The following is a 26,440-nucleotide window of genomic DNA, read 5'->3' on the forward strand; positions in this document are numbered from 1 at the left end:
ATGTAATTAATTATTTTTTTAAAAATGTTTCTTTTATTATTTTTACACTTTCGACTGGCATAATTAAATATTTAAAAGAGGCTAAATCTAAACAATTCAAATTCTTTGCCTCTATAGTTTCTACGCGGGGAATGTTCCTTACAGCCAAAATTATTTTTTTGTCGACTGCAGGTAGAGCAACCAGAGCACTTTCTTTTTTAGAAGGAAGCCTTTCTAAAATTTGAGCTGCTTGTTTTGTTTTTGGTTGTTCTATTTTTAGCTCATCAATCAATACTATCAATTTCCTTTTTGCCTTTTCAGATAACAGCATAAAAAGAGCTGACCTTTTCATTTTTTTTGGAATTTTTTTCTTAAACTTTTTTTCTTTTGTTGGACCGAAAGTCACTCCTCCTCCTGTCCAGATAGGAGACCTGATTGAACCATGTCTTGCTCTCCCCAATCCCTTTTGGCGCCAGGGCTTCCTCCCTCCTCCTCTTACTTCACCTCTACCTTTTGTATGTGCTATCACTCTTCTTCTATTTGCCATTTGAGATGTAACAACCTGGTAAATTAAATCAGTATTAATTTTTACGCCAAAAAATTCTTCTGGTAATAATTCTTCTCCAACTTTCTTACCTCTTTGGTCTAAAACTTCATATTTCATAATAATTAATCTTTAACTAATTCCAAAAGGGTTCCCTTTCTTCCAGGAACCGCTCCTTTTATCATTAATAAATTATTTTCCGGGTCAACTTTAAGTATCTTTAGATTTTTAATTGTGACTCTTTCACTTCCCATTCTTCCAGGCATTTTTTTTCCTTTCAGCACTCTTGGAGGCATTGAAGCACCTACAGAACCTATAGTCCTGTGCTCATGTTTTGTTCCCCGGGTTCTTGGTCTTCCATGGAACCCCCATTTTTTCACCACTCCTGCAAAACCTTTTCCTTTTGAAATCCCGGAAACCTTAACAATATCCCCTTCTTTAAAAATCGAGACATCAAATTCTTGTCCTGTCTCATACTCTGAAATATCTCCTCTAAATTCTCTTAAGTATTTAAAGGGTTTTTGCTTTTGTGTTTTTTTAAGCTTTTTATCTTTTAATTTTTTAAACCCAATTTGAATAGCTGTGTATCCGTCTCGTTCTTTTGTTTTAATCTGCAATACCTTACATATGCCCGACTCAATCACTGTTAAAGGAACTTGATTACCTTGTTCATCAAAAATCTGGGACATTCCTACTTTTAAACCTAATATAAATTTCATAATGGTGAATTAACTGCGAATTTTATTTTAACTTGTCTGTTAATTTAAAGCCGGGCATAGCCCGGCTTTAAACCTTTAGCTATTTGAATTTAATTTATAAATTTATAAGATTTACTTTTAACATTAATTTTAATTAAAAAATATTACTATCGCATCTTTATCTCGATATTCACTCCTGTGGGTAGATTCAAGTCCCTCAAAGCGTCAATCACTTTAGCATTAGGTTCTAAAACATCAATCAATCTCTTATGAACTCTAATTTCAAACTGTTCCCTGCTATCTTTATGGATAAAAGTAGACCTATTGACAGTATATTTATGAATTTCAGTAGGTAAAGGAACGGGTCCTGAAACTTTTGTTCCAAAACGGATTACTACTTCAACAATTTGTTTGGCAGAACTATCAATTACTTTATGGTCATAAGCCCATAATTTAATACGGAGTTTTGGTTTAGCTTCTTGTTCGGTTGCTACTGTTTTTTTCTTTGGCATCTTTAAAAATTTACTGTTGGAATGTTCGCTCGCAAAGAGTGGTCTTACAATCTAATCACTCTATCATTTATTTACTTCGCTATTTTCGTTACCACTCCTGCTCCCACTGTTTTCCCACCTTCTCTAATAGCAAATCTTTGTTTCTCTTCCATTGCAATAGGAGCCATTAATTTAATTTTTAGATTTACAGTATCACCCGGCATAACCATCTCCGTTCCTTCAGATAATGAAACCTCTCCAGTAACATCGGTAGTTCTGAAGTAAAACTGAGGTTTATAACCTGTAAAGAAAGGGGTATGTCTTCCTCCTTCTTCTTTAGTCAAAATGTAAACCTGACCATCAAATTCACTGTGAGGAGTAATACTTCCTGGTTTAGCTAATACCTGGCCTCTCTCAACCTCTTCCTTTTTTATTCCCCTTAATAAAACTCCAACATTATCTCCTGCCCTACCTTCATCTAAAATTTTATTAAACATTTCAATTGAAACTGCTGTTGTTTTCACGGTGGGTTTTATACCAATTAATTCCACTTCTTCGTTGGGTTTTACAATTCCTCTCTCAATTCTACCTGTAGTTACTGTTCCACGACCAGCAATTGAGAAAACATCTTCAATTGCCATTAAAAATGGTTTATCTGTTTCTCTGGAAGGTTCTGGAATATAATCATCAACAGCCTTAATCAGCTCTAAAATTGGTTTTACAGCCTCATCTTCTAAGGATTTTACATCTAAAGCCTTTAAAGCGGAACCTCTAATTATTGGAATTTCATCTCCTGGAAACTCATATTTTTTCAAAAGCTCCCTTAATTCTGACTCAACCAAATCAATAATCTCAGGGTCATCAACAACATCGCATTTATTAATAAAAACCACTATAGAGGGAAGACCAACCTGCCTGGCTAAGAGTATATGTTCTCTTGTCTGAGGCATTGCACCATCAACGGCTGAAACAACCAAAATTGCCCCATCCATTTGAGCAGCCCCCGTAATCATGTTCTTAATATAGTCAGCGTGTCCAGGGCAATCAATTAAAGCATAGTGACGTTTTTCTGACTCATACTCAACATGAGAAACAGAAATAGTCAAGCCCCTGGCTTTTTCCTCTGGAGCGGCGTTTAGTTCGTCTACTCCCCAGTTTGTTGCACTCAGACCCTTAAGTCTGCTGATGTGAAGAATGGCTGCGGTAGTAGTAGTCTTTCCATGAGCAACATGGCCAATGGTACCTATATTGACGTGAGGTTTTGTTCTTACAAATTTTTCTTTTTCTGCCATAATAAATCATGAAACATGGAACATGGAACATGGAACATAATTATAGAATTCAGGTCTCAGGTTTCAGGCTTCAAGCTTCAAGAAATTTTATTTATATTTGTTATTTTATTTAATTTTAAAAAATAAGTCAACCCCGCACCACTTTATTATAAACTATTTCTTCTTTCCTTCAATAATATCCTGAGCAATGTTCTGTGGCACTTCGTTATAACAATCAAATTCCATTGTAAATGTTCCCCTTCCTTCCGTCAAGCTTCTTAAGGTAGTGGCATAACCAAACATTTCAGTTAAGGGAACCTCTGCATCAATAATCTTGAGATTTAACCTATCTTTTGTTTCTTTAATTTTTCCTCTTCGAGCCGATAAATCTCCGATAACATCGCCAAAAAATTCAGAAGGAATCACTACTTCCAACTTCATTATTGGTTCTAATAAAACAAGTTCTGCTTTCTTTGCAGCTGCTTGAAGCGCCATGGAAGCTGCAATCTTAAAGGCAAATTCGGAAGAATCAACTTCATGGAAAGAACCATCATAAAGAGTAGCAGAAAAGTCAACCAGAGGATAACCAGCCAATATTCCTTTTTCCATGGCTTCTTTCACTCCCTTCCCAACAGCAGGAATATATTCTTTCGGTATAATTCCTCCTTTAATCTTATCAATAAACTCAAAACCTTCTCCTCTTTTTTTAGGCTCTAACTTCAGCCAAACATGTCCATACTGACCTCTACCTCCAGACTGCCTAATGTATTTACCTTCAGCTTCAGCTATCTTTTTTATTGTTTCTTTAAAAGCGACCTGGGGTTTACCAATATTTCCTTCAATCTTAAATTCTCTTTTCATTCTATCAACAATAACCTCTAAATGTAGCTCACCCATACCAGAGATAATTGTTTCACCTGTTTCTACATCTCCCTTTATTGTAAAAGTAGGGTCTTCTCCAGATAACTTTTTTAAAGCTAAATTCATTTTTTCTTCATCAATCTTATTCTTAGGTTCAATTCTAATAGAAATTACAGGTTCAGGAAAAATAATTTTTTCTAAAACAATGGGATGCTCTTGGTCACAAAGTGTATGACCTGTAGAACTATTTTTTAAACCAACCGTAGAAGCAATGTCTCCGGCTGACACTTCGTCAATATCTTCTCTTTTATCAGCGAGCATCCTCAAAATTCTACCTATCCTTTCTTTCTCTCCGGTAGTAGTATTGAAAACATAAGAACCTTTTTTTAATTGTCCTGAATAAACCCTGAAATAGCTTAAAGTACCAACATAAGGATCTGTAGCAACCTTGAAAACTAAAGCAGAAAATGGCTCTGAATCATCACTTTTTCTTTCAATAACTTTACCAGACTTTGGGTCAGTGCCCTTAACTAACGGAATGTCAAGGGGACTGGGTAAATAATAAATTACTCCATCTAAAAGAGGTTGAACTCCTTTATTTTTCAAAGCCGAACCGCAGAATACCGGAATTAATTTATATTCTATGGTGGCTTTTCTCAAAGCTTCTCTTAACTCATCAATAGAAATTTCTTCTTTGTTTAAATACTTTTCTAAAAGTTTTTCATCTTCAGCAACAATTTTCTCTATCAATTTTTTTCTCCACTCTTTGGCTTTTTTTAATAAATTAGAAGGGATATCAATTTCTCTTATGTTCTCCCCAGACTCACCTTCAAATTTGACAGCTTTCATTTTTAACAAATCAATAACCCCCTCATATTTTTCTTCCAAACCAATCGGTAATTGAAGAGCGACTGCCTTGGGAGATAGTTTTTTCCAGATTGATTCTAAACTTTTTTCAAAATCAGCTCCCATTCGGTCTAATTTATTTATAAAGCAGATTCTTGGAACATTAAATTTATCTGCCTGACGCCAAACAGTTTCTGATTGAGGCTCCACTCCCGCCACTCCATCAAAAACAACAACTCCCCCATCAAGAACGCGTAAAGACCTTTGAACTTCAGCCGTAAAGTCAATATGTCCGGGCGTATCAATAATATTTATTTTATACTCTTTATCTTCTTTTTCTTTTAAATCGTCAGGTAGCCAAAAACAGGTAATGGCAGCCGAAGTAATTGTAATTCCTCTTTCCCTTTCTTGAGCCATCCAGTCAGTAATAGTGGTGCCCTTATCAACGCTTCCAATTTTATGAGTCATGCCGGTATAAAACAAAATCCGCTCGGTAGTTGTTGTTTTACCGGCATCGATGTGAGCAATAATACCTATGTTTCTATATTTTTCAAGCGGATATTGTCTCATATCACTTCCTCACCATGAAAAATGAGCAAAAGCTCTATTAGCTTCTGCCATTCTATGTGTATCTTCTTTCTTTTTTACTGCCCAACCTGTATTATTGGCAGCTGCAAGCAATTCTTCGGCCAATTTCTCCTTCATTGGTTTCCCCTTCTTTGATTTTGCTGCCTGAATTATCCAGCGCATAGCCAAAACTAATTTTCTATCTCCTCTCACTTCTCTTGGAATCTGATAAGTAGCACCACCAATCCGCCTTGGCTTCACCTCTAAGAATGGACTTGTATTCTTAATAGCTACCTCAAAAACATCTATTGGGTCTTTTTTTGTTTTTTCTTTTAAAATATCAAAGGCGCCATAAACAATCTTTCTGGCAACAGTTTTTTTACCTTTCCTCATTATATAATTAATTAATTTAGCAACAGTAACATTATTATAAACGAAGTCAGGTTCAATTATTCTTTTTTTTGCTTTCTTTTGTCGAGCCATGGTATTAAATGGTTATTTCTCTTTCTTCGTGCCGTACTTGGAGCGTTCCTGTTTTCTTCCCTCAACACCTCCTGCATCTAACACTCCTCTAACCACCTTGTAGTTTACTCCCGGTAAATCCTTTATTTTTGCCCCCCTAATTAAGACTACCGAATGCTCTTGTAAATCGTGACCTTCTCCGGGAATATAAGCAGTCAGTTCCTGTCCATTGCTTAAACGAACCCTGGCTACTTTTCTTAAAGCTGAGTGAGGCTTCTTTGGAGTCATAGTAAAAACCTTAATACAAACTCCTCTTTTAAAAGGAGATGGATGTCTTGATCTTCTATTTTTCAAAACATTAAAGGTAAATTTAAAAACAGACGCTTTTTTGCGTTTTTTAATCTTTTTTCTTCCCTTTTTAATTAATTGATGAATAGTTGGCATAGTAATAATTGAAAAGATTAACACAAACTAAAAAGGAAGTCAACACTTTTCTGTTTAAAAAAGTGGAGCACCAACAATTATAGTAAAAATCCAATTAACAATATAAATTAAAAATTGAAAGAACCATGGGAAAAAGAAAATAAGAAAAATCAAAATGAAAAAACCAAATTGAGTTAGAAATATTTTTATTTTCTGCATTGAATAAGGCAAGAAAGTAAAAAGAACATGTGAACCATCCAAAGGCGGAATGGGTAATAAGTTAAATACACCTAAAATTATATTTAAATAAATAATAGAAGAAAAAATTGAAGCAAGACTACTAGGAATGAAGCCTAAAGAAAAGCGAAGAATTAAACCAAAAACTAAAGCCACAGCTAAATTTACTCCTGGTCCAGCTAAAGCTACTTTAAGGGAACCATATTTTTGGTCTCGAAAATTATAAGGATTAATTGGTACAGGTTTTGCCCAACCAAAACCTCTGCCTGTGGTAAGAATTAAAAAAAGCGGTACAATAACTGAACCAATTAGATCTAAATGTTTTGAAGGATTCAAAGTAAGACGACCGGCGTATTTTGCTGTTGGATCGCCTAAGTAATCTGCCATAGCTCCATGAGAAACCTCATGAATAACAATAGAAAAAATCAAAATAATAATTTGTAATATAAGAGATACCAGAAATAAAAATTCCATATTAGATAACTATACCAGATAATTTACAAAAATAAAAATTTTTGGTAAAATGTGACTACTATGGCAAAGCAATGTCAAATCTGCGGAAAAACCTCGCAAAAGTTTAGAAAACTAATTAAACTTCGAGGAAAGTATAATCCAAGCACTAAAAAAAGAAGGTACCCTAATTTGCAATGGGTCCGGGTTCCTGGTGGAACAAAAAGGAAAAAATTTAAAAGCTTTGCAGGAAAAAGGATTTTAGCCTGCACAAAATGTATCAAAACCCTGGGAAAGATAAAATAATTTTCGGGCTGTAGCGCAGTTTAGTTAGCGCGCTCGCATGGGGCGCGAGAGGCCGCCGGGGCAGAGCCGGCCAGCCCGACACTTTTATTTAGAGACGCTAAAAAATGAACTACCCCGCCCTAAAGGGACGGGGTATCCCTTCCGCCAACTGGCGGAGGGGCAAGTTCTTTTGCCCCGCCTGGGCGGGGCAAAATAAAATCTATGAGTAAAGTTATTGTTAAGTGCTCTTATTGTAAAACGGAATTCCAGCGAGAATTGGGAAGATACAACGAAGCAATAAAGAAAAGTTGGAATCAGTATTGCTCTCAAGAATGTCAAAATAAGTCTAAGATTAAAAGAGTAGAAAAAATTTGCGGTAATCCAAAATGTAACAAGAGGGTGTCTCGTAAATTCCACGAATTTAAAAAATCAAAATCAGGCAGCATCTTTTGTTCTCTTTCTTGTGCCGTGTCGGTCAACAATTCTAAATTTCCAAAAAGACAGGCAATAAAAAGAAAATGTCTCTATTGTGAAAAAGATTTTGTCGGCGGAAAGAAATATTGCTCGATAAAATGCAAAAATAAAGCCCAAATTATAAGCAAAGAAGAAATCTGTGATAAAATTAAAGGGTTCTATAAAAAATATAGAAGGATTCCTGTCAAAAAAGAGTTCTCTCATTATAATGCTGCTCGAGATCGGTTCGGTTCTTGGAATAAAGCAATAGAATCAGCAGGCTTCGTACCTAATCCAGTAGTATTTGCAAGAAAGCACAAAGCAGAAGATGGACATGTGTGCGATTCTCTATCGGAAAAAATTGTTGATGATTGGCTTTCTAAAAACAACTTAAAGCACAAAATTAATGTTGCCTATCCAGGGAATCCCCGTCTAACATGTGATTTTTTAGTAGGTAACTATTTTATAGAATTTTTCGGAATTGGAAAAGAACACGTACGATACACAGAACTAATGAAAGAAAAAAGGCGATTGGCTCAACAGTATAACCTTAATATGGTAGAACTAAAGCCTGAACACATTTTTCCTAAAAATAAGTTAGACGCTGTATTAAATTTTCTTCTATAAAAACAACTAAGATTAATTACAGAGATAGAAATTCTCGGGTATTCTAAACTTAGCGCGAACCTATTTTCAGCGAAACGCCTAACCGCCGTTTCGCTTTGCCCGCGCGAAGCGCGGGCAAGGAAAAGAAAGTTTTTCAAAAATCTTTATTGGACGCCGTAAAAATCGGTGTTTTTTTGTTGTTTTTGTAAAAGGAGCATTTTTACGAAAAACCGGTCTTTTGCTCTTGACAAAATTAAAGTATGGGTGTATAGTAGAGGTGTAAGAATAAGATAGTTCTTTGAAAAAATATGGGGAAGGGAATTTGCATCACCCGAATTGTTCATCAAATTCTGGTGGCCAGCTCGGGTGATGTAAAAATGAAAATAATAGATAATAGCAAAGCAATAATATTGGGGGAGAAGGTAAGGTTTAAGAAAAACGCAACATTAATTGATGAAAAAATAAAGGTTAACCGGGATTATATAGTAAAACAAGTGGAAACACAAACACTTAACTTTAGAAAACGAGGAATTAGAAAGATTAATCAAATTATAGAACTACAAGAGCTACCAGGGCGCTGGTTTTCAGTAGATTGGCTTGATTTAGTCGAGTCAGAGGAAATCCCAATTCGTGGAATAAACCTAGTTTCATTCGAAGAATATAAGAAGCTTGGAGGAAAGTTGGCTAGGGAGGAACACAAACGGCTTAAGCGAATAAGCTCTCCACAAGAGGAATATCGAGAAGCATTCAGAGTGGCTGGTGATGTAGGGTGTGGATATCCTCCTCATCCAGAAATGGAGTTACTTGCAAGAGTATGCATGTTGAAGTCTAACCTTTCATCGTTAGATAAAATGTGCGAAATGCTCCTTCTGCAAGGTAAAAAATAATCCTCTCCCTTTCCCCCTCTCTTTTCGAGCCCATAAAGAATTGTGGGTTGGAAAAAGAAGTTAATTATCTAACAAAATTTATTATAGAAAGAGAGAAAATCAATGCTCGCTTTTTTTTATTTATTGAAAACACACCCTAAAACCAAAAAACACCGCAATGCGGCGTTTTTTAGAGCCCTGCTTTACTCTGGAAAAGCTAATCTGGAAAAATCCAAGTGGGTGTCTAAGATGTGTCCCACGGGACACATTCATTTCGAACTCCCTCTAAAAGCTTATACCAGATTTAACCAGAAAAAGCAGGGCTATTTTATTTTATGCTTCCTGCACCCCTTTGTCAACTTTCCTAACTTTTTAGCTTCTTAACTTAAATATTGAAAACATCAACCAATTGTTTTATCAAAGAAACAACTACCGGTGGAGGTAATAAACTATAAGAAGAGACACCTTCATCATCTGTCACTACCCATGGTTTCTCTTTTATTTTTACTTTTTTTATCTTTTTATCCCATTCAAAAATATATTCTGGGGTTATTTCATAATCATCAACAAAATTTGCAGCTTCCTTAACAGGTACCGAATTTCTCAATAAAACCTTTGGAATTCCATAGAGAGAAAAAGATTGTCTAATTAATTTATCATCCATAATTAATCTTTTTTTTATAGGTGCAATCCCCAACTCGTCTCCTTCTTTTAAAATCATTTTAGCTTTTTTACACCTGGGATTGTCGCAAATTAAATAAAATTCATTGCTTTTTTCATCAAATCCAGCTTCTGAGGTTGGAAGTAGCTTTAAGTTTCTCGAAGTCTGGCAAACCGGACAAATCCTTCTCCATCTAATTCTTTCATCAATTACTTTTTCAGGAACATCAATTAAAATAAAAACGTCCGGGTCATCTCGATGACCAACCAAGTCTCTGAAAAACAAAGAAAAATCTATCTGGTCTAAATCCCTTGGAAAACCATCCACAAAAAGAGTTTTCTTTTCCATTCTTTCCATCTCTCTTTTAACCAAAGTTAAAATCAATTCTGTAGGTAAAAGAACTTTTGTGCTCCTGTTTTCTAAAAGGGATATTATTTCTTTAATTGAAATCCTGCCCCGATAATTTCTTTTTAAAAAATCAAAGAATCCTTCTCTCTTTTTTTTATCTGTTAATTCTCCGTCTATTTTTCTAATCATATCTCCAATGGAAAAGTGCTCTATCTTTTCAGGCCCAATAATTTCTGCAAACATCTTTGAATAAGTTCCCTTACCTGAGTTTTTCTTACCTAACAAATAAGCAACAAAAGTATTTTCTTTCAAATACTCTTTTAATTTTTCTATCTCTTTTCCTGCTTTGGCTTTAAAATATTTTTTTCTCTCCCTGAGGTTTATTAAATTAAATTTTTTTTCAAAGCCTTTAATTTTTGTTTTAAAAAGAGGAAATTCCATAGTATTTAGGGTTTAGGATTTTTAAATTTTCTCCATCAGAGAAAATCTTTATATCTCCGTCTCTGTCGGTTCTTAAAACTTTTATATCATATTTATCTAAAATATCCAAAACTTCTGGATGGGGGTGCCCATAACTGTTTTCTTTACCAACAGAAATTACAGCTATTTCAGGATTCACTTCTTCCAAAAATTTTTCCGAAGTAGAAGTCTTACTTCCATGATGACCAACCTTTAAAATATCAGAATTAAGATATAATCCCCTATCCACAAGTTTTTTCTCTATTGATTTGTAAAGGTCTCCGGTAAAGATAAAAGAATTATTATTAAAGACCAATCGAAGTGCAATTGAAGTATTGTTAGTATTCTTAACTTCTTTACCTTCTAAATCCTCAAAAGGATGTAAGACATCAAAAAAGATTTTTGGAGTTAGTATCTTCTGACCTATTTTAGCTATCTTTGTTTTAACATCTTCGTCCTCAATTAATTTTTTCCATTCTTTATACTCTCCAGTATCCTTTAACACACCACTCCATAAAATAAAATCTACTTTATATCTCTTTAAAACCTCAAGCAAACCTGCGATATGGTCATGCTCAGGATGAGTCAAAACAATCAAATCAATAGTTCTATCCCAAAAAGGCATTTCTTTACCTAATTTTTCCAAAACAGCGGAGGTCGGACCTCCGTCAATTAAAATTTGATAATTATTTGGGGTTTCAATAAAAATAGCATCACCTTGTCCTACATCAAAGAAACTAACCTCAAGAAATTGAGGTTTGTTTAAATCATAAACTACAGACCAGGCAAAAATATTAACACAGAATAAAGTAACCAGAATCCAGAAAATAAGTTTTTTGTCTTTCTCTATCATTTTTTACACTATAAACAATTTGATTATTTACTTCAACAATAATCTTTGACAAAAATATAAAGATATGTTAGAAATAGGTAGTTACATTATATATTATTTTAAATAAGACAGAATGGGTGAGGAAAGATTGGAATCGTTTAAAATAAAAGCAGAAGAGGATAAGGAAAATCCTCCAGAAATACCACCGTTGCCTAATAAGAAAGGAGATTTAATAAAGTTATCAAGGAAAAGATTTGAAGTTGTAGCAAGAGGTTTACCAGACCTAAACCTGACCTTTAAACCAGGAGCAATAAGCACATTCTTTGAAGGCGTAAGATGTCCTTTCTGTGCTACGAGGTTCATTAGAAAAGTAACATGTGGTCATTTAAACATTACGCGTGAACCTTTCTTGTGTCCTAATTGTGACTTTCCAACAAATGTTTATAAAGTTAGAGATGCTCTTTTAAAGAAAAGTAATCTGAATTTATAAACAATGAGGGTAATAACTTACTCTCTTTTTTTACACCCTCACTGCTATCCTGAAAGGAGCATAGTTGTCTAAACTTTGAATTAACTGTGCTCTGGCTGACCGAAAATTTTAGTTGTGTTTCCTTTGACAGAAGTCTAATGATAGTCTATAAACAAGATAGAAAATTAAAAAAGGTGAAATATTCTTTGATAAGGGAAGAAAGAAATTATCTGGGGATATTGATATATATATTTGGATTAATGTCATTGTGTTATGGGCTTGAAATCTACTCTGCGAACCTTTTCCTTACAATTGTACTAGGGATTTTAGGAATAGGTTTAATATTAACCGGTTGTGCACTTAACAAAGAAAGGGACTTTATACTGGGATTTTTTTTAGTATGTGGCTTGATTATATCTGCCATGTATTCTTTACTCTTATTTAAGTTACTATAATGTGAAGTATTGCCGTAAAAAGTAGAATAAAGTCTTGCAGGCAAAGTATAAGCCTGCCTTTTTTATTCCTAAAGCCAAAAAACCAAAGCTTTTAAACTTTGGTTTCAATTTTAAAGGGAGCTTTATTTTTACTTTAAAACATTTAATATTTTTTCTTCGTCAAAATCTTTTGAAAGGAGAAACTTGCAGATACTATCCGTTATTTCTCTTTTAATATCATTTTTTCTTGGAATAGTAGTTTTTTTGCCATTTTCTTTACATTCGGCTTTAGTGTGCTTACCTCCTTCTTGAATATCAAGCCCTAATTGTCTTAAACCACTGAGCATTACCTTTCTCTTACAAGGAAAATAAAAATTCATAAAATTGGCTAAGGGACACAAACGACTCCTCGAAAAAATGGAATTGGTCTTCGGAGAAATTCGGCTGGTATAGCCTTTTTCCAAGCTTGGACTAACTTTTTTCTTATTTCCTCAGAAGGAAAATATCGAGGCAAATAAGGAATATATTTTTCAGGAATACCGAAATAAGTATAAATAGCGTCATTGACCATCACAAATAACTCTTCGGAGTTTTCCGCTTGCGTAAAACACCCCTCAAGATTTAATATTTTTACCCAATATCCTCCATCTTTAGATTCTTCAACCTGAACCCGAACAGAATCAGGAAGTTGTGCCTGATAGTTAATTAATTTATTAAATTCAACTTTTTCAAACATAGGAGAGATATTAATGATTAAAAATAGTAATAAAAACAAAAGCGACTTCTCTTACAAAAGATTTAATAGTCGCATAGTGTTTTGGCTACTACTCGCATAGTCGACTTCTACATCCTCATTATAGCATAAAAAATATTTGTCAAGAAGTATTTAAACCCTCACCTCTATCTCAAACGGAATATAGCTGTTTAAACCTTTTTTTTTATTATTGCCGCTTTTGACAAAGGCCTAACAATAATTTATAAATAAAATGGTATATTAAATTATAAATAAAAAAATAAAGGAGGTGAGAAAGATGGAGAAGCTTGAATCTGTAGTTTCAACGATTATCGAACTTTTCATAAGATATTGTCCTTCGGTTAAGAAAATTGCAGGGGATTTAATAACAGAAGAATTTAAAGTAATAGAGTTAGAAAACAAGGATGACACTCAGAAATTAGTAAAATATCTTTCCAAAAAGGGATGGAAGGGAGATTTCACTTCAGTGGTAAATTGGAAAGAAATAAAAATAGTATGGAGGGTATATTTTAAAAGAAAAGTAGGAGTAACTAATGTACTATGTAATTATCTGAATTATATAAAAAAATAATAATGATGTAGTTTTTAAGAAAAAGGGTGCACAAGCACCTCTTCTCTTTTTCTAAACTTATATTTTTTTATTTTTTATAAGAAGAAAAACGCCAGTTTTCAAAAGCTGGCGTTTTTAGAAAACTTCCGGAAATTCTCTAATCTATGCTTTTCCTAATATTCTAAACATTGTAGTTCCACATTTCGGACATTTTCCTTTTGCAGCCCTTCTCTTAGTTCCACCCTTTCCCTTCATTGTCACTTCCTTCATATCTTCCATCGTCTGCTTTTTTTTACATTTTACGCAATATGCTATTGTTGCCATAATAATTTTAATTTAGTTTCCAAACGCGACCTTTAATATTAGACTATTTTAATTAGTTTACCTTATTTTAAGGAAAAATGATAGTCAAGTACTTCTAATTTTACAGCAAGGATAGTTTTGACGTCAATTATTCTTTTATCTCTTATCATCTTTAAAACCTCTTTTAAATCAAAAATCTTTACATTATTTATAATTTCATCATTATCAAGAGCTTGATTTCCTTTTTTTAATAAATCAGCTCTAAAAAGATACATATATTCTGTGGTATAACCTGGAGATACATAAAATTCTCCAATCTTTTCTAATTTGCCTGTTTTAAATCCTGTTTCTTCTTCTAATTCTCTTTTAGCTCCCTCTTCAGGTTTCTCATCTTTATCTAACTTACCTGCTGGAACTTCCCACAGTTCTTTTTTAGCTGGAAATCGATATTGTTTAACTAAAATTACTTTATCTTTTTTAATTAAAGGTAAAACAGCAACAGTATTTGGGAAAATAACTACTTCTTTTCTCATTTCTTTTCCCTTGAATTTCCAGTCAATCCTATTCAAAGAAATTTCATTTCCTTTGTATAGTGATTTAGTCTTTGTAATTTTAATTTTTGATTTTTTCATAAATCAAGTTTTTCTGATAATAACGAAAACAAAAATTTGTCAAAAAAAACTGCCCTTAATGGCTTTTAATTTTGGTTTCAGGGAAACTCAAAAACATACTAAAATTGAATTACAGAAAAAGAGGAAGAGAAATCAAGGCTACTTTTCCAATTAATTTTATCAAAATATCTATTGCCGGACCTGAAGTATCTTTAAAAGGATCTCCTACCGTATCGCCAATTATTGCTGCCCGGTGAGCAGCAGACCCCTTACCTCCTAAGTTTCCAGCTTCAATATATTTTTTGGCATTATCCCAGGCTCCTCCGGCATTTGCCATAGTGAGGGCAAGTGGAAAGCCAGCGATTAAACTTCCAGCTAAAATTCCAGCTAAACCTTCTACTCCTAAGAAAAGTCCGGCTAAAATTGGAACTAAAATGATTAAAATTCCAGGAAGAATCATCTCCTTTAGGGATATTTTAGTAACAAGGTCAATACATCTTCCATAATCAGGTTTTACCTTTCCCTCCCTCAAACCAGGAATCTCTTTAAATTGTCTTCTTACTTCTTTAACAACTTTTAAGCCTCCCCTACTCACCCCCCTCATTAATAAAGAAGAAAACAAAAAAGAAAGCATAGCTCCAATGAAAAGTCCAGCCATTACTTTAGGATTTGAAAGGTTAACTGTTTCCAGGCGAGCAGCCTGAAAAAAAGCAGCTAACCAAGCCAGGGCAACTAAACCAGCCGAGCCAATAGCAAATCCTTTTCCAGCAGCAGCAGTAGTATTACCAACAGCATCTAAGGCTTCTGTTTTTTGACGCACTTCTTCTGGTAAACCAGCCATCTCAGAAATTCCAGCCGCATTATCAGCAATTGGACCATAACAATCAGCAGAAAGATTAATTCCCAAAACTCCCAAAATTCCAATTGAGGCAATAGCAATTCCATAAAGACCCCCTAAATAATATGTCAAAACCGTAGCCACTGCCACTCCTAAAATCGGTAAAAAGATACTTTCAATTCCAACTGAGAGTCCTTCAATAATCAAGATTGAGGCTCCGGTCTGAGAAGCTTTAGCAATGCTTAAAACTGGTGGTTTATCTCCTGCGGTATAATATTCAGTAACCTTGCCAATCAAGAAACCAACTCCCAAGCCCAGTAAGAAACTATAAAAAAGATTAATTTGATTAAAAAGTTTAGAAATTATTAAATAAGCAGCAATAACCATTAAGACATTAGCTATTAAAATTCCTTTTCCCATAGCTTTTTGGATTTCTTCTATCTGTTTATTAAATTCAGCTTTTTCTATCCTTTTGGAAACCCTGATAAAAAAGCTGCCTACAAGTGAGCTTAAGATTCCTGCTGAGGCCAAAATTATTGGTAAGGAAACACCCTTTACTCCATAGATGTTCCAACCAATAACCATAGAAGCTATAATTGCTGAAACATAGGTTTCAAAGAGGTCCGAACCCATACCAGCAATATCCCCAACATTATCACCAACCTGGTCAGCAATTACAGCCGGGTTTCTAATATCATCTTCTGGAATTCCTATCTCAATCTTTCCAACTAAATCTGCTCCTATATCAGCACTCTTAGTAAAAATCCCACCTCCTACTCTTAAAAAAAGAGCTGTCAGAGAAGAACCAAAAGCAAAACTTATTAAAAGCTCAACATCTTTAAAGAAAAACCAAAGTGTGCTAATACCTAACAACCCTAAGCCAACTACTAAAAATCCCATCACCATTCCAGCCGAAAAAGCAATCTTGAAACCCTTGGAAAAACTAATCCTGGTAGCTTCAGTTGTTCTAACATTGGCTTGAGTTGAAACCATCATTCCTATATATCCTGCCAGATAAGAAACTCCTGCCCCACCCAAAAAAACCAAAACCTTTAAAGGACTCTTGGTCATCAATCCCAATCCTAAAGCAATCAAGGCCAAAACTATAACCATTACCTTAAATTCCCTTTTCAAAAAAGCCTTAGCTCCTTCCCGAATGGCCTGAGATATCTCTATCATTTTACCTGAACCAGAAGAGGCTTGTTTTATCTTTTGAATTAAAAAAACTGCAAAAGCTATGGCGGAAAGAGAACTAATAATTGAAATTAAGTTTTCCATATTATTAAAAAATCTGTTTTTAACAGATTCATCTCCTATTTTATTTAATTAATGATATTGATTTTGAAACTATTGTCAAGAGGAAATATTTTTAAAAAATAAAAAAATACAGAGGACAACCCTCTGTATTTTTGTTTAATTATCAAGTAAGTTTATTCTTCTTCGTATAAATTATACGCTTTTCCCTTTTTTCTGGAAAGAGACCACCGAATTAAAAAAGTGCTGAATCCCAAAACAAGGAAAATCCATATAGTCAAACAAGCACAAATTTTAAGATAGAAAAAAATTGTCAAAATTATAAGTATTAAAGTCCAGACAAGCCAAGTTCTTGTTTCCTTGTTCCTCTTCTTCCATACCTTAATAGTTTTTACTAATGAATATAAGACTAAGATTAAAATTATCCACCAGGGGAAACAAGAAGAAGCTTCTATACTAAATATTTGAGATATAAAGGAAAATACAAAATCATCTAAAAACAAAAACCGATATTTTTCAAATCGGTTTTTTTTAATCTTTCAAAACTTTCAAATCTTTATTTTTAACAGTTCTCTTCTTTATTATATTAGTTATCTTTTTTCTGATTTAGTCTCTGCTCTCATTATAACACAATTTTTATTAACAACATTAGTGATATCCCAAATAAAAAGACAGTAAAATAGATTATTGATTTTTTAACATTTTCCTGCTGTTTAATCTCAGGGATTAAATCTGATGAAGCAATATAAATGAAATTCCCAGCAGCAAAGGGTAATAAAAAAACAATTGATTCTCCTATTCTTTCTGAAAGTAAAAACCCAATAATTCCACCAAAAATTACACTAATAGCTGATAAAAAGTTTAAAAACAAAGCCCTTGTTTTTTTAAACCCTCCATAGATTAAAATTCCAAAGTCTCCGATTTCTTGAGGAATTTCATGAAGAGCTACTGCTAAAGAAGTAACTACTCCCAGCTGAAATGAAGCGACAAAAGAAGCTGCAATGACTAAGCCATCAATAAAGTTATGTATGGCATCTGAAAATAAAATTAAATAAGAAAATGGCATTATCTTAGGGTGCTCTCTGGCGTGATGGTGATGCCACTTAATAAAGTTTTCCAAAACAAAAAAGGTACAAAATCCAAAAATCAAATATAAAAATAAATTCAAAATTTGGTCTGGTTCAAAGAGCTCAATTGCTTCTGGAAGTAAATGAAGAAAAGCTCCTCCGATTAAGGCGCCGGCAGAAAAAGCCACTAAAACCAATAGGAGTTGGTCTAATAATCTTTCTTTTAAAAATAAGGTTAAAGCTCCGATAAAGGCGATAAGACTGATTAAAGAAGTACAGAGAATGATATAAAAAAAGACAGCTGCCATTTTATCATCTTAATTATATCACAACTTCTTAAAATTCAACTTTTGAGTTCAATTTCTTATCTTCTTTTGAATCCTAATTGCTTTCCCTTTAATAAGAGCTTGGGCTATTTTTCTGTGGGCTGAGATTAAGATTCGTCCAAGAGTGCTTTGAGAAATTCTCATTTTTTTGGCAGCCTCGGTTTGACTTAATCCTCTTAAATCACAAAGTCTAATTGCTTCCAACTCATCTACTTTTAAATCCACTTCTTCTAACACAGAAAGAGGTATAGCTCTTGGTTTAAAATAAGTGACATTGGGGTCAAATGAAATTCTTCTTGGTTTTATTGGTCTTGACATATTACATTATTTAATTTTTTAAATATTTTTTTAATTTCGGTTTTGGCTTTAAGGTTAGTTTCTACAATTGGCTTTAAGTTAGAAACTGCTTTAAATATCTTTTTATCGTAAGAAATTTTACCTAAAATTCTTTTACCTATCTGTCCTGAGCCATGTCGAAGGGTCCATTTCTCAATTTTATTACTCAATCCAGGATCAATATTCCACTTATTAATTACCAAACCCCAAGGAATATTAAAATGATTTACTACTTTCAAAACCCTTTTTAAATCGGAAAAAGCTGAAGGAGTAGGCTCTGTAATCAAAATAGCAAAATTTGAATCCTGTAAGGCAGCTATAACCGGACAACCTGTTCCCGGAGAAGAATCTAAGATTTGAAGCTTACAGCCAGATTTGTCTGCCTGTTTTTTAAGTTCTGTTATTATTTTTCCCGAACCTGTTTCTCCAGGTAAAAGATTTCCAATGATTAAAGGAAAACCGTATTTTGTATTCTTTATTATAATCTCCCCATTTTGAACAGGTTTTAATTTAATGGCTTTTTGAGGACAGACAATTTCACAAACACCGCACCCCTCACATAAAAATGGATTTAGTTTTGGTTTTCCATCTACCATTTTTATTGCTCCAAAACGACATTTCTCAACACATAAACCACAACCATTACACTTTTTATAATCAATTATTGGTTTAGCTGAAGTAACCACTGGAATCTTCTCCCTCGAGTCTTTAATTTCATTCAACCAAATAGCTAAATTAGGAGCATCAACATCACAATCTACAGCTACTATTTTTTTAGATTCAGTAAAAAGTATTGCTAAACTTGAAGCCAACATTGATTTTCCTACACCTCCCTTTCCGCTCGCAATTACCAATTTCATATTTTTGGTATTAATTTTTCTAAAATCTTAAAATCCTTTTTAAGAATTCCTTTCATATTGATGTTATAAGTAGCTACGGCCGGATGATAAAGAGGAATAATTTTAATGCTCTGAAAAAGACTTTTAACCTCAAAAACTTTTCCGTGGATTTTGCTTATTCCCTGAATTTGATCTTTTAGTCCGTATTCTTCAAAAATATATTTTGTAGAATGATTCCCTAAGGTGCAAATTACCTTGGGTTTTATGATTTTTATCTGTCTATCTAAATATGGAGAACAAGCTTCAATCTCGTTTAAATTTGGAGCTCTATTCTTCAAATCAGAAGTTACAGGCCGGCATTTAAGTAAATTGCAAATATAGACTTCTTCTCTCTTCAGGTTAATGGATTTTAAAAGCTCATCCAAAATCTTCCCCGCAGCCCCAACAAACGGTTTGCCTTTTGCGTCTTCCCAATATCCCGGGGCCTCAGCGCAAAACATTATTTTCGCCCGAGGGTTCCCTTCTCCGGGGACATAATGGGCAATATTTTTGTACAAAGGGCATTTCTTACAGCTCAAGATTTCATTTTTTATTTTTTCTAACTCTTCCATTTAAAAAACTAAATTTTAATTATTTTTGACATTTAGCCAAACATTAAAACTTCAGGACGAAACATTATAACTAAGCCCAAAAGCAAAAGTAAAATTCCACTAATCAGTTTTATTGCTTTAAGATATTTTTGAGAGGCTTGAGTAATTCTTAGAGTCAAAACTGCAATTATAAAAATGATAAAATCATCTATCATATAAAATAAGATATAAATCAAAAGATAAAAGTAATAGGAAAGAGTAGGTAAATTGAAGCCCGTTAAAATTTTAGTAAAAACTAAAGGAAAACCAAAAGAGCAACAGAGTTCCACCATATTTACTCCAGCTGCTACTATTGCTGTCCCCAATATAGTTATAGACAAGGAAGTTTCTCTTTTGGAAATGGTTTCCATTTTTTCAAATAGTTTCCTCTCAAATCTCACAAAAACACCTTCTTTTACAGAGCCAACCTCGCACAATTTACAAATTATGCCGTGGAAATAATCTTTTAATAAAAAGAGAGCGAAGATCGCAATAATCCCCCCAACTAAATTAGTTATGAACTTTATGTGAGATAGAACTAAGAATAAATTCAGCCAAGCAGAAATGAATAAAAAGTAAACTATTCCTGAAACCAAAATAAAAGTTCCTCCAATCAAAAACACTCTTTCTCTAATTCCGGTTGAAATCAAAACAGTAAGTAAAAATCCCAAAGCTACCATAGCACAAGCATTAAAGCCATCCAAAGCTCCTAAAACTATGGATAGAGCTAAGGGAGAAAATTTTGAAAGAGAAATTTCGCCGAAAATTGGAAGAGAAATTTTATGTTCGTCTGATGGAGGCTCATGTGGAGGCTGAGAAATTTCTTCTATTAATCCCAAAACATAATTTTCAATATCATTACCTATTTCTTGAGAAAAACCCAAAAAATAACGCTCTCCAATAAAGGTTATTGGTACATATCCTTGAACCTCTCGAGCCACTTCATAAACCTGATACATTTCTTTTAACAAATCCACATTTTCTTTTTCAAAAATGCCATATTCTTTAAGTTCAATCTCTGAATATTTATTTGCTAATTCCTCCAGAAATATCTTTTTTGAGGCACAATTAAGGCAGGTATAACTAAAGAAAAAATTAATTTCTATTTTTTCTTGTGCCTGAGTGAAATTAAACGCAGTTAACAGCAAACAAGAAAGCAAAATAACTAAGACTTTTTCTTTCATATTTTGATAAATTATTAATTATTTTTATTGAGGAAGAATACAAAAAGAAGAAATAATAGCCACAATTTATATACATTTATTATAATCAAAGTCTAATAAACGACCTTTTGAATAAAGTTCAACTAATTTTCTTGAATAAGGAATTTCTTTTTCAACGCTCACACCAAATTTCTTGGTGATGGGGTAAATTTTTTTCTTATCACCCAAGTTTGCTTGATTTAAAATTACCTTAGCTGGCACTTTGAGTTTTTGGCACAAATCCAGAATTAAATTCAAGTCGTGGGCTCCCATTGGGGTAGGTTCCGTAACAGCATAAGCTAAATCACAATCCAATAAAGCTGAAATTACCGGACAATGGGTACCGGGAGCTGTATCAAATAAAATGAAATCTGCTTTTTGTTTTTTAGCAAAATCTAAAGCAAATTTTTTAGTCTTAGCAACAATGGGTCCTGTTTCCTCTACTCCAGGATTAGATAGTCCTGAAATTAACCAAAAATTATTTTTTATTCGATTTACAAAAATCTGACCTACTTTTTCTTTTCTTGACATTATAGCTCCGTAAGGACAAACTATCCAGCATGCTCCGCAAGAAGAACACAATTCTTTAATAAATATTGGAAATTTCTTTGGTGGCTGAAACACAGCGTTACTCCTGCAGGTCTTTACACATAATCCACATTTTTTGCATTTTTGTTTAATTAATCTGGGATATTCAGCATAAACATTTTTTCTGACTTTTTTCAGTTTCTGTCCCAATAACAAATAATCATTGGGACACTCCACGTCGCAATCACAAAGAATAACTCTCTGTTTCTTTCTTATTAGCTGACTTGCCATCAAAATAGAGAAGGTGCTTTTTCCCGTACCTCCCTTCCCTCCTGTGATAGCGAATTTCTTAATTTTTCCCATACCCTACTAACAAATATTTTGTTCCCCTAATTCACAAAGGTTACCTTTTTGGAATTCTTCTATATTCTTGGCAATATTTTTATCAAACGCCTTATATATTTTTAATTACTCTTTTTCTTTTGTCGGCTTTTCCAACTTAACCAATTGGTTCTCTGAAAAATCTTTTATTATTTGTCTTATTGTGCCCTGTTCCGCTTTATAAACCTCTATTAAATTATCCCTTAATGTATGAAAAGATATGGGACCGATTTGTCTTACAATTAAAACATCTGGTTTTTGTTCTAATAAATATTTAGCTACCGCAAGACCTGCCCTAATCTCTTTTTCTTTAAAAATATTTTCTTTAAATTCAAACGATTCAATCTTATCTTTTTTGACTTTTAAAATAGCGAAGAATTCTGCCCTGGCGAAACGCTCATCAATTTGAGATTCAAGATTATTTTTTTCCTTTGTAGGTATGATAATTTTTTGCTCAAAAGGACTGAATGGTTCCACATGAATAGCAAAAGAATCTATTTGAGGAACCTTAGCCTTTACATCTTTCTCTATTTTATCTGAAATTTCATGAGCTCTTTCAACTGCAACAAATTTTTTTATCTTAATGTTCACTTCCCCAAAGATAAAAGGACCCGATTTTCTTAATCTAAGGCCTGAAAAGTCCTTAACGCTCTCTACAGATTCTAAAATGGTCTTAATCTCTTTTTCTATTTCTTTACTGGGACTAACATCCATTAAGGAAAAAACCGAATCTCTTGTTGATTCAATTCCTATCTTAAAAATAAATAATGAAAGCAAAAGACCTGCAATTCCCTCTATTCCTAAAAACCCAAAATAAGATGAAAGAATTCCCAAAACCACTAGTGAAGAAGAAATAATATGTAGTTTTGATTCCTTTCCATCAGCAATCAAGCTTTGAGAATTTATTGCCTGACCTATTTTTACTTCATACCTACCCAATAGATAGATAAGGATTGCATCTAAAATTGCCACAGCTACTGCTATTTGAGGAAGTTTTAGATCATAGGAGCTAAATATCCTTTCGTAGCTCTCTTGAGCTATTTGGTAGCCAGCAAAAAGAATTAAAAGAGAAACAACCAAGGCTGAAATACTTTCTGCCTTATAAAAGCCATAGGGGAATTTTTCTGTAGGCTTTCTTTGAGAAATCTTAAAACCTAACCAAATAAAAAGAATCTCAAAAGCATCTGCGACACTATGGAGAGCATCAGATAAAAGAACAATGCTCCCAGAAATAAACGCAATCAATGCCTTAAGAGAGGCTAATAAAAAAACAATAATACTGACTTTTTTTGCCGTAGTTTCTCCTATTTTTAAAATTTCTTTTTTTTGCATAAATTAATTATCTTCCTCTGTGTCTATGTCTTCTACCACCTGGTCCAAAACCCCTTCTCCTAAAGCGTCCCGGCGAACCAGCAGGAATTTCAACCTGACTTAATTTGCCTTTTTTCCACATTAAAAAAACTTCTTTTACGGTGAAGTCAAAAGGAGCTGAAAAAACCTTAATTCCTGCTCCCATTAAAACATTAAGGGCATTAGGACCAATATTACCTGTTATTAAAGCTTCAGTTTTTTTCAAAGCAATCTCCTGAGCAGCAGCAATACCTGCTCCCCTCATAGCACCAATTGCCTGATTAGGTAAAACTTCTTTTAAGTTCCCCTCTTCATCTAAAATAAGGAAATATGGCGCTCTACCAAATCGAGGACTGACTGGAGAATTTAAGGTTTTACCTAAAGAAACAATGCAAATTTTCATATTAATGATAGATAATGAAACTCTTTACTTCTTTTTTACCTCTAACCCCTTAAGTCTTTCTTCAATTACTTTCATTTCCTCTTTTAAAACTTTAAGTTCTTCTTTTAGTATCTCCTTTTCTCCTTTTAGAATCTCTTTCTCTTCTTTAGGAGTCGGAGGCTCAAGTGAATAAGGATAATTCCAACCAGGTGGATAATATCCCCAGCCAGGCCATCCCCAACCTCTGCCCCAACCTCTACCCCGACCAAATCCTCTACCTCCACCCCTACCCCAGCCTCGTCCCCAGCCCCTGCCAGTTGGATTCATATATCCTGGGTAGGGATAACCAGCGCAGTATCCTAATCCCCTTCCACTCAATGGACCTAAACCTAAATGACCTCTTCTGTTACCTAATGGCATAGTATTTTTTAAAAGTAAATTTAAAAATAATGCGACCTTTGTATTGTTATGCTATGTTATGAGTATATACCCATAATTATTACTTGTCAAGTTATATCCACAATAAAAAATAGAGAACTGTTCTCTGTATTATTAAATCGAATAAAATAAATAGAATATAATTTAATTTTCTTCTCTTACTCCATTCTGAGATAAAATTGTATTAATAAAATAAATTCCGTTTTTCTGCCATTCCTTCTTTATCTTTTCCGAGTGAACTTCATTAAATGTTATTGCTATACCACAATCTCCACCTCCGGCTCCAGAAAGTTTTCCTGCCCCCCCATTATTATTTGCAATCTTGCTCAATTTCCACAACTTCTCTGTTTCTATATTTAAACCAGATTTATCTCCAAGTTCTCTAAGATAATCTTCGTTTTTTTTAATAAGTTGTAAGAGCTTTTCTTTATCACTTTTTTCCCAAGCTTCTATTAATTGTTCTACTAAACTTTTTATCTGACCTATTATCCTTTTGTGTTCTCCTTTATTGTTTTTCTTCCAATTATTCAGCTGTTTTATCATTTTGGATGTTGAAGAAGATTCTCCTGTCCATCCTACAAGCAAATTGAAATCATTTGGAATTTTGAGAGATTTAATATAAAAACCCGGCCATTTTGTTTTTATTATCTCCCTAAGGTGTTTGCCTTCTTTGAATTGGTTCATTAACCAGTCAGGATTAAATCTTTTGTAAATAAAAATTCCACCAAAGGTTGAAGCGGCTGTATCAAAACCAGAACCTACTTTTCCTTGAGTAAAATAATGAGCAATAGTTGATAATTTGTATATTTTTTGTTTTACCGATTCTTTCTTTATGTCTTTTCCATAAAATTTAAAAAGAGATGCTACGGTGGTTACCACACTGGCTGCAGAAGCTCCAAAACCAATCATTTCTATTTGTTCAGCTGTTTTTATTATTGTATCCTCACCCCATGTCTCAATTTCAAAAGGTTTAACCCTGTTAAAATATTTCAATACCGACTCGATGGCAGATTTAATGAAAAATAAGTATTTTTCTTCTCCTTTTTTTAGTCTTTTTTCAAAACTTAACTCATTTCCCTTAAAGAAAGCTTTTAAATTCTCTATCCCAAAATCTTTAATTGATATATGAATAAATTTATCTTTGGATTCTTTTATTTTAGCAAAAACTCTTTTATCAACAGCTGCAACAATTAAGGGATTTCCTACTTCTAAAACAGCCCATTCTCCTGAAATGCAGAGTTTTCCCGGTGCTGATACTTTTATCATAAGTATTAACTGTGTTTTGAATTGCTTATTTAATTAAAACAAATGTTCTTGTGTAATTCTTACATCTTCTCCGGGCTTTGTTACAATAATGTCTTTTATATCCTCTATTTTTTTGCATCTCTCTATAATTTCTGCGACATCTTTCTTTAAACAAATAATTTTTACTTGAGGGCCTGCATCAATCGTAAAATAACACTCCAATCCTTCATTTCTCCATTTTATAACAGAATGTATTATTTCTATGGTAGTTTTATTCCAATATATTATAGCAGGTATTGTTGTAAGCATGACAGCATGCATTTTCAGACAATTTTCTTCAGCCGTCTTCCCAACGAGAGTAAAATCTTTCTCTATTATCCCCTTTTTAACCTTTTCTATGTCTTTTTCTACGGTAGCCAGCCAGCTTTGATACATTGGAGATGTTAAAACTGTCTGTTTCATCCCTGTCCTCGACTTTATTTTTTTTTCTTTTCTGGATGTTATTAAAATTATCATTCTGAAATCTAACCAGTACTGAGGAAGTGCTATCTGTTCTGCATAAGAATCAGAACCATCTTCTTTTTCTCCTTTTTTCCACTCTACAAAACCACCGAAAATCGACCTTGTCGCTGAACCTGAACCACGGCGAGCTAACATGCTTAAACCTTTTTTATCTAAATCAAAAACAAGGACTTTATTTACAGCTGTAGCTAAAGCAGCAAATCCCGCAGCCGAAGAGGCTAAACCTGCAGCTGTTGGAAAGTTATTATTACTTACAATTTTTGCTTTGATATTGGTCTTACCCATCTTCCTCACTACTTTCAAAAATGACTCAATAAATTCATCATATTCTTTTGAACCTTTTCTAAATTTATTACCGTTTAAGATAAAAATGTCTTCTTTATATTTTTTATCAAACTCAACCGTGGTATGGGCATATAACCCATCTGTTGTCATGCTTATACTGGTGTTGTTTGGAAGTATGAGTTCTTTATTCCTCTTTCCCCAATATTTTACCAGAGCAATGTTAGCATTTGCTATAGCTGAAACTTTCATAAGTTTTTTATTTCGAGTTCTATTGCTCTTTTAAGTTTTCTTTAACTTTTACCTTTGCTACTTTAACCATTTTTGAGTCTGGTTTTTTTAATTCTACCAAAAAACCGCT

Annotated in this window: 32 protein-coding genes and 1 tRNA gene; 7 read left to right on the forward strand and 26 right to left on the reverse strand. The window is 33.5% G+C overall.

Going from position 1 to position 26,440, the window contains the following annotated elements; all coding sequences use genetic code 11:
* Window positions 1-10: 10 nt before the first annotated feature.
* The 8 genes from rplD to IB617_03565 form a co-directional block, all read right to left on the reverse strand.
* Window positions 11-649: a 50S ribosomal protein L4 gene (gene rplD / locus IB617_03530; GenBank protein ID UZE93543.1), complete on the reverse strand. Its 639-nt coding sequence runs from the start codon at window positions 647-649 to the stop codon at window positions 11-13.
* Window positions 649-1,245: a 50S ribosomal protein L3 gene (gene rplC / locus IB617_03535; protein UZE93542.1), complete on the reverse strand. Its 597-nt coding sequence runs from the start codon at window positions 1,243-1,245 to the stop codon at window positions 649-651. Before rplC ends, rplD begins: the two co-directional genes overlap by 1 nt.
* 143 nt (window positions 1,246-1,388) lie before the next feature.
* Entirely contained in the window at window positions 1,389-1,733 is a 345-nt protein-coding gene (rpsJ, locus tag IB617_03540; protein UZE93195.1) for a 30S ribosomal protein S10, read from the reverse strand.
* A gap of 71 nt (window positions 1,734-1,804) precedes the next feature.
* Entirely contained in the window at window positions 1,805-3,004 is a 1,200-nt protein-coding gene (gene tuf / locus IB617_03545; GenBank protein ID UZE93196.1) for an elongation factor Tu, read from the reverse strand.
* Between the two features lie 153 nt (window positions 3,005-3,157).
* Window positions 3,158-5,260, reverse strand: coding sequence for an elongation factor G (gene fusA, locus IB617_03550; GenBank protein ID UZE93197.1), 2,103 nt, complete (start codon window positions 5,258-5,260; stop codon window positions 3,158-3,160).
* A 9-nt stretch (window positions 5,261-5,269) separates the two neighbouring features.
* On the reverse strand, window positions 5,270-5,740 hold the full coding sequence (gene rpsG, locus IB617_03555; protein UZE93198.1) for a 30S ribosomal protein S7: 471 nt from the start codon (window positions 5,738-5,740) through the stop codon (window positions 5,270-5,272).
* Window positions 5,741-5,752: 12 nt separating this feature from the next.
* Entirely contained in the window at window positions 5,753-6,163 is a 411-nt protein-coding gene (rpsL, locus tag IB617_03560; protein ID UZE93199.1) for a 30S ribosomal protein S12, read from the reverse strand.
* A gap of 54 nt (window positions 6,164-6,217) precedes the next feature.
* Window positions 6,218-6,853, reverse strand: coding sequence for a site-2 protease family protein (locus IB617_03565; protein ID UZE93200.1), 636 nt, complete (start codon window positions 6,851-6,853; stop codon window positions 6,218-6,220).
* Window positions 6,854-6,913: 60 nt separating this feature from the next.
* On the opposite strand from IB617_03565, the gene IB617_03570 reads away from it, so the two are divergent.
* The 4 genes from IB617_03570 (at window position 6,914) to IB617_03585 (ending at window position 9,060) form a co-directional block, all read left to right on the forward strand.
* Window positions 6,914-7,135: a 50S ribosomal protein L28 gene (locus IB617_03570; protein UZE93201.1), complete on the forward strand. Its 222-nt coding sequence runs from the start codon at window positions 6,914-6,916 to the stop codon at window positions 7,133-7,135.
* Between the two features lie 4 nt (window positions 7,136-7,139).
* Window positions 7,140-7,214 (forward strand) — tRNA-Pro (locus IB617_03575).
* Window positions 7,215-7,336: 122 nt separating this feature from the next.
* Window positions 7,337-8,194, forward strand: a complete 858-nt coding sequence (locus IB617_03580; protein ID UZE93202.1) for a hypothetical protein — start codon at window positions 7,337-7,339, stop codon at window positions 8,192-8,194.
* A 356-nt stretch (window positions 8,195-8,550) separates the two neighbouring features.
* A complete protein-coding gene (locus IB617_03585) occupies window positions 8,551-9,060 on the forward strand; it encodes a hypothetical protein (protein UZE93203.1) in 510 nt (169 codons plus the stop codon).
* A gap of 364 nt (window positions 9,061-9,424) precedes the next feature.
* Here IB617_03585 and IB617_03590 read toward each other — a convergent pair whose 3' ends face one another.
* Both IB617_03590 and IB617_03595 read right to left on the reverse strand, forming a co-directional pair.
* Window positions 9,425-10,489 carry a nucleoside monophosphate kinase gene (locus IB617_03590; protein ID UZE93204.1) on the reverse strand — a complete coding sequence of 355 codons (1,065 nt, stop codon included), beginning with the start codon at window positions 10,487-10,489 and terminating at the stop codon, window positions 9,425-9,427.
* The gene (locus IB617_03595) at window positions 10,470-11,360 is read right to left on the reverse strand and encodes an MBL fold metallo-hydrolase (protein ID UZE93205.1); all 891 of its coding nucleotides are present in this window, start codon (window positions 11,358-11,360) and stop codon (window positions 10,470-10,472) included. Before IB617_03595 ends, IB617_03590 begins: the two co-directional genes overlap by 20 nt.
* Window positions 11,361-11,472: 112 nt before the next feature.
* Here IB617_03595 and IB617_03600 point away from each other — a divergent pair, with 112 nt between their 5' ends.
* Together IB617_03600 and IB617_03605 are read left to right on the forward strand one after the other, a co-directional pair.
* A complete protein-coding gene (locus IB617_03600) occupies window positions 11,473-11,829 on the forward strand; it encodes a hypothetical protein (protein ID UZE93206.1) in 357 nt (118 codons plus the stop codon).
* Window positions 11,830-11,966: 137 nt separating this feature from the next.
* Complete coding sequence (locus tag IB617_03605; GenBank protein UZE93207.1) at window positions 11,967-12,263, forward strand: hypothetical protein; 297 nt, start codon at window positions 11,967-11,969, stop codon at window positions 12,261-12,263.
* 128 nt (window positions 12,264-12,391) lie between these two features.
* On the opposite strand, the gene IB617_03610 is transcribed toward IB617_03605, so the two are convergent.
* Window positions 12,392-12,622 (reverse strand): hypothetical protein, encoded by a 231-nt coding sequence (locus tag IB617_03610; GenBank protein UZE93208.1) that lies wholly within the window; start codon window positions 12,620-12,622, stop codon window positions 12,392-12,394.
* Window positions 12,623-12,630: 8 nt separating this feature from the next.
* Window positions 12,631-12,978 (reverse strand): hypothetical protein, encoded by a 348-nt coding sequence (locus IB617_03615; GenBank protein UZE93209.1) that lies wholly within the window; start codon window positions 12,976-12,978, stop codon window positions 12,631-12,633.
* A gap of 295 nt (window positions 12,979-13,273) precedes the next feature.
* Here IB617_03615 and IB617_03620 point away from each other — a divergent pair, with 295 nt between their 5' ends.
* Window positions 13,274-13,567 carry a hypothetical protein gene (locus tag IB617_03620; GenBank protein ID UZE93210.1) on the forward strand — a complete coding sequence of 98 codons (294 nt, stop codon included), beginning with the start codon at window positions 13,274-13,276 and terminating at the stop codon, window positions 13,565-13,567.
* A 141-nt stretch (window positions 13,568-13,708) separates the two neighbouring features.
* Here IB617_03620 and IB617_03625 read toward each other — a convergent pair whose 3' ends face one another.
* The 14 genes from IB617_03625 to mvaD form a co-directional block, all read right to left on the reverse strand.
* On the reverse strand, window positions 13,709-13,870 hold the full coding sequence (locus IB617_03625; GenBank protein ID UZE93211.1) for a hypothetical protein: 162 nt from the start codon (window positions 13,868-13,870) through the stop codon (window positions 13,709-13,711).
* A gap of 62 nt (window positions 13,871-13,932) precedes the next feature.
* The gene (locus IB617_03630) at window positions 13,933-14,481 is read right to left on the reverse strand and encodes an NUDIX hydrolase (GenBank protein ID UZE93212.1); all 549 of its coding nucleotides are present in this window, start codon (window positions 14,479-14,481) and stop codon (window positions 13,933-13,935) included.
* A 109-nt stretch (window positions 14,482-14,590) separates the two neighbouring features.
* Window positions 14,591-16,576 (reverse strand): sodium-translocating pyrophosphatase, encoded by a 1,986-nt coding sequence (locus IB617_03635; protein ID UZE93213.1) that lies wholly within the window; start codon window positions 16,574-16,576, stop codon window positions 14,591-14,593.
* Between the two features lie 598 nt (window positions 16,577-17,174).
* Window positions 17,175-17,927 carry a ZIP family metal transporter gene (locus IB617_03640; GenBank protein UZE93214.1) on the reverse strand — a complete coding sequence of 251 codons (753 nt, stop codon included), beginning with the start codon at window positions 17,925-17,927 and terminating at the stop codon, window positions 17,175-17,177.
* Window positions 17,928-17,975: 48 nt separating this feature from the next.
* Complete coding sequence (locus IB617_03645) at window positions 17,976-18,263, reverse strand: DUF134 domain-containing protein (GenBank protein UZE93215.1); 288 nt, start codon at window positions 18,261-18,263, stop codon at window positions 17,976-17,978.
* Entirely contained in the window at window positions 18,248-19,141 is an 894-nt protein-coding gene (locus IB617_03650) for an ATP-binding protein (GenBank protein UZE93216.1), read from the reverse strand. The genes IB617_03645 and IB617_03650 overlap by 16 nt, the downstream gene beginning before the upstream one ends.
* Window positions 19,138-19,731 (reverse strand): uracil-DNA glycosylase, encoded by a 594-nt coding sequence (locus tag IB617_03655; GenBank protein UZE93217.1) that lies wholly within the window; start codon window positions 19,729-19,731, stop codon window positions 19,138-19,140. The genes IB617_03650 and IB617_03655 overlap by 4 nt, the downstream gene beginning before the upstream one ends.
* Window positions 19,732-19,763: 32 nt before the next feature.
* Window positions 19,764-20,933 (reverse strand): hypothetical protein, encoded by a 1,170-nt coding sequence (locus IB617_03660; GenBank protein UZE93218.1) that lies wholly within the window; start codon window positions 20,931-20,933, stop codon window positions 19,764-19,766.
* A 66-nt stretch (window positions 20,934-20,999) separates the two neighbouring features.
* A complete protein-coding gene (locus IB617_03665) occupies window positions 21,000-21,842 on the reverse strand; it encodes an ATP-binding protein (protein ID UZE93219.1) in 843 nt (280 codons plus the stop codon).
* A 105-nt stretch (window positions 21,843-21,947) separates the two neighbouring features.
* Window positions 21,948-23,192 (reverse strand): cation diffusion facilitator family transporter, encoded by a 1,245-nt coding sequence (locus tag IB617_03670; protein ID UZE93220.1) that lies wholly within the window; start codon window positions 23,190-23,192, stop codon window positions 21,948-21,950.
* Between the two features lie 7 nt (window positions 23,193-23,199).
* The gene (locus IB617_03675; GenBank protein UZE93221.1) at window positions 23,200-23,613 is read right to left on the reverse strand and encodes a NifB/NifX family molybdenum-iron cluster-binding protein; all 414 of its coding nucleotides are present in this window, start codon (window positions 23,611-23,613) and stop codon (window positions 23,200-23,202) included.
* A 24-nt stretch (window positions 23,614-23,637) separates the two neighbouring features.
* Entirely contained in the window at window positions 23,638-24,012 is a 375-nt protein-coding gene (locus IB617_03680) for a DUF5320 domain-containing protein (protein ID UZE93222.1), read from the reverse strand.
* Window positions 24,013-24,174: 162 nt separating this feature from the next.
* On the reverse strand, window positions 24,175-25,296 hold the full coding sequence (locus tag IB617_03685) for a phosphomevalonate kinase (protein ID UZE93223.1): 1,122 nt from the start codon (window positions 25,294-25,296) through the stop codon (window positions 24,175-24,177).
* A gap of 33 nt (window positions 25,297-25,329) precedes the next feature.
* Entirely contained in the window at window positions 25,330-26,331 is a 1,002-nt protein-coding gene (gene mvaD / locus IB617_03690) for a diphosphomevalonate decarboxylase (protein ID UZE93224.1), read from the reverse strand.
* Window positions 26,332-26,440 lie beyond the last annotated feature (109 nt).

The organism is Candidatus Nealsonbacteria bacterium (assembly GCA_026016225.1).
GTDB lineage: Bacteria > Patescibacteriota > Minisyncoccia > Minisyncoccales > JANBVM01 > Nealson33H.

Bases quoted from the DNA above. Each gene is read 5' to 3' on its own strand.
- IB617_03565 (UZE93200.1), bottom strand. From the start codon at position 6,853: ATGGAATTTTTATTTCTGGTATCTCTTATATTACAAATTATTATTTTG.
- rpsG (UZE93198.1), bottom strand. From the start codon at position 5,740: ATGGCTCGACAAAAGAAAGCAAAAAAAAGAATAATTGAACCTGACTTC.
- IB617_03640 (UZE93214.1), bottom strand. From the start codon at position 17,927: ATGGCAGCTGTCTTTTTTTATATCATTCTCTGTACTTCTTTAATCAGT.
- IB617_03680 (UZE93222.1), bottom strand. From the start codon at position 24,012: ATGCCATTAGGTAACAGAAGAGGTCATTTAGGTTTAGGTCCATTGAGT.
- IB617_03625 (UZE93211.1), bottom strand. From the start codon at position 13,870: ATGGCAACAATAGCATATTGCGTAAAATGTAAAAAAAAGCAGACGATG.
- IB617_03620 (UZE93210.1), top strand. From the start codon at position 13,274: ATGGAGAAGCTTGAATCTGTAGTTTCAACGATTATCGAACTTTTCATA.
- IB617_03645 (UZE93215.1), bottom strand. From the start codon at position 18,263: ATGTCAAGACCAATAAAACCAAGAAGAATTTCATTTGACCCCAATGTC.
- IB617_03670 (UZE93220.1), bottom strand. From the start codon at position 23,192: ATGCAAAAAAAAGAAATTTTAAAAATAGGAGAAACTACGGCAAAAAAA.
- IB617_03655 (UZE93217.1), bottom strand. From the start codon at position 19,731: ATGGAAGAGTTAGAAAAAATAAAAAATGAAATCTTGAGCTGTAAGAAA.
- IB617_03650 (UZE93216.1), bottom strand. From the start codon at position 19,141: ATGAAATTGGTAATTGCGAGCGGAAAGGGAGGTGTAGGAAAATCAATG.
- IB617_03580 (UZE93202.1), top strand. From the start codon at position 7,337: ATGAGTAAAGTTATTGTTAAGTGCTCTTATTGTAAAACGGAATTCCAG.
- IB617_03615 (UZE93209.1), bottom strand. From the start codon at position 12,978: ATGTTTGAAAAAGTTGAATTTAATAAATTAATTAACTATCAGGCACAA.
- IB617_03595 (UZE93205.1), bottom strand. From the start codon at position 11,360: ATGATAGAGAAAGACAAAAAACTTATTTTCTGGATTCTGGTTACTTTA.
- IB617_03610 (UZE93208.1), bottom strand. From the start codon at position 12,622: ATGAATTTTTATTTTCCTTGTAAGAGAAAGGTAATGCTCAGTGGTTTA.
- IB617_03660 (UZE93218.1), bottom strand. From the start codon at position 20,933: ATGAAAGAAAAAGTCTTAGTTATTTTGCTTTCTTGTTTGCTGTTAACT.
- IB617_03675 (UZE93221.1), bottom strand. From the start codon at position 23,613: ATGAAAATTTGCATTGTTTCTTTAGGTAAAACCTTAAATTCTCCAGTC.
- IB617_03570 (UZE93201.1), top strand. From the start codon at position 6,914: ATGGCAAAGCAATGTCAAATCTGCGGAAAAACCTCGCAAAAGTTTAGA.
- rpsJ (UZE93195.1), bottom strand. From the start codon at position 1,733: ATGCCAAAGAAAAAAACAGTAGCAACCGAACAAGAAGCTAAACCAAAA.
- IB617_03585 (UZE93203.1), top strand. From the start codon at position 8,551: ATGAAAATAATAGATAATAGCAAAGCAATAATATTGGGGGAGAAGGTA.
- fusA (UZE93197.1), bottom strand. From the start codon at position 5,260: ATGAGACAATATCCGCTTGAAAAATATAGAAACATAGGTATTATTGCT.
- IB617_03685 (UZE93223.1), bottom strand. From the start codon at position 25,296: ATGATAAAAGTATCAGCACCGGGAAAACTCTGCATTTCAGGAGAATGG.
- mvaD (UZE93224.1), bottom strand. From the start codon at position 26,331: ATGAAAGTTTCAGCTATAGCAAATGCTAACATTGCTCTGGTAAAATAT.
- IB617_03605 (UZE93207.1), top strand. From the start codon at position 11,967: ATGATAGTCTATAAACAAGATAGAAAATTAAAAAAGGTGAAATATTCT.
- IB617_03630 (UZE93212.1), bottom strand. From the start codon at position 14,481: ATGAAAAAATCAAAAATTAAAATTACAAAGACTAAATCACTATACAAA.
- rpsL (UZE93199.1), bottom strand. From the start codon at position 6,163: ATGCCAACTATTCATCAATTAATTAAAAAGGGAAGAAAAAAGATTAAA.
- IB617_03665 (UZE93219.1), bottom strand. From the start codon at position 21,842: ATGGGAAAAATTAAGAAATTCGCTATCACAGGAGGGAAGGGAGGTACG.
- IB617_03635 (UZE93213.1), bottom strand. From the start codon at position 16,576: ATGGAAAACTTAATTTCAATTATTAGTTCTCTTTCCGCCATAGCTTTT.
- tuf (UZE93196.1), bottom strand. From the start codon at position 3,004: ATGGCAGAAAAAGAAAAATTTGTAAGAACAAAACCTCACGTCAATATA.
- IB617_03600 (UZE93206.1), top strand. From the start codon at position 11,473: ATGGGTGAGGAAAGATTGGAATCGTTTAAAATAAAAGCAGAAGAGGAT.
- IB617_03590 (UZE93204.1), bottom strand. From the start codon at position 10,489: ATGGAATTTCCTCTTTTTAAAACAAAAATTAAAGGCTTTGAAAAAAAA.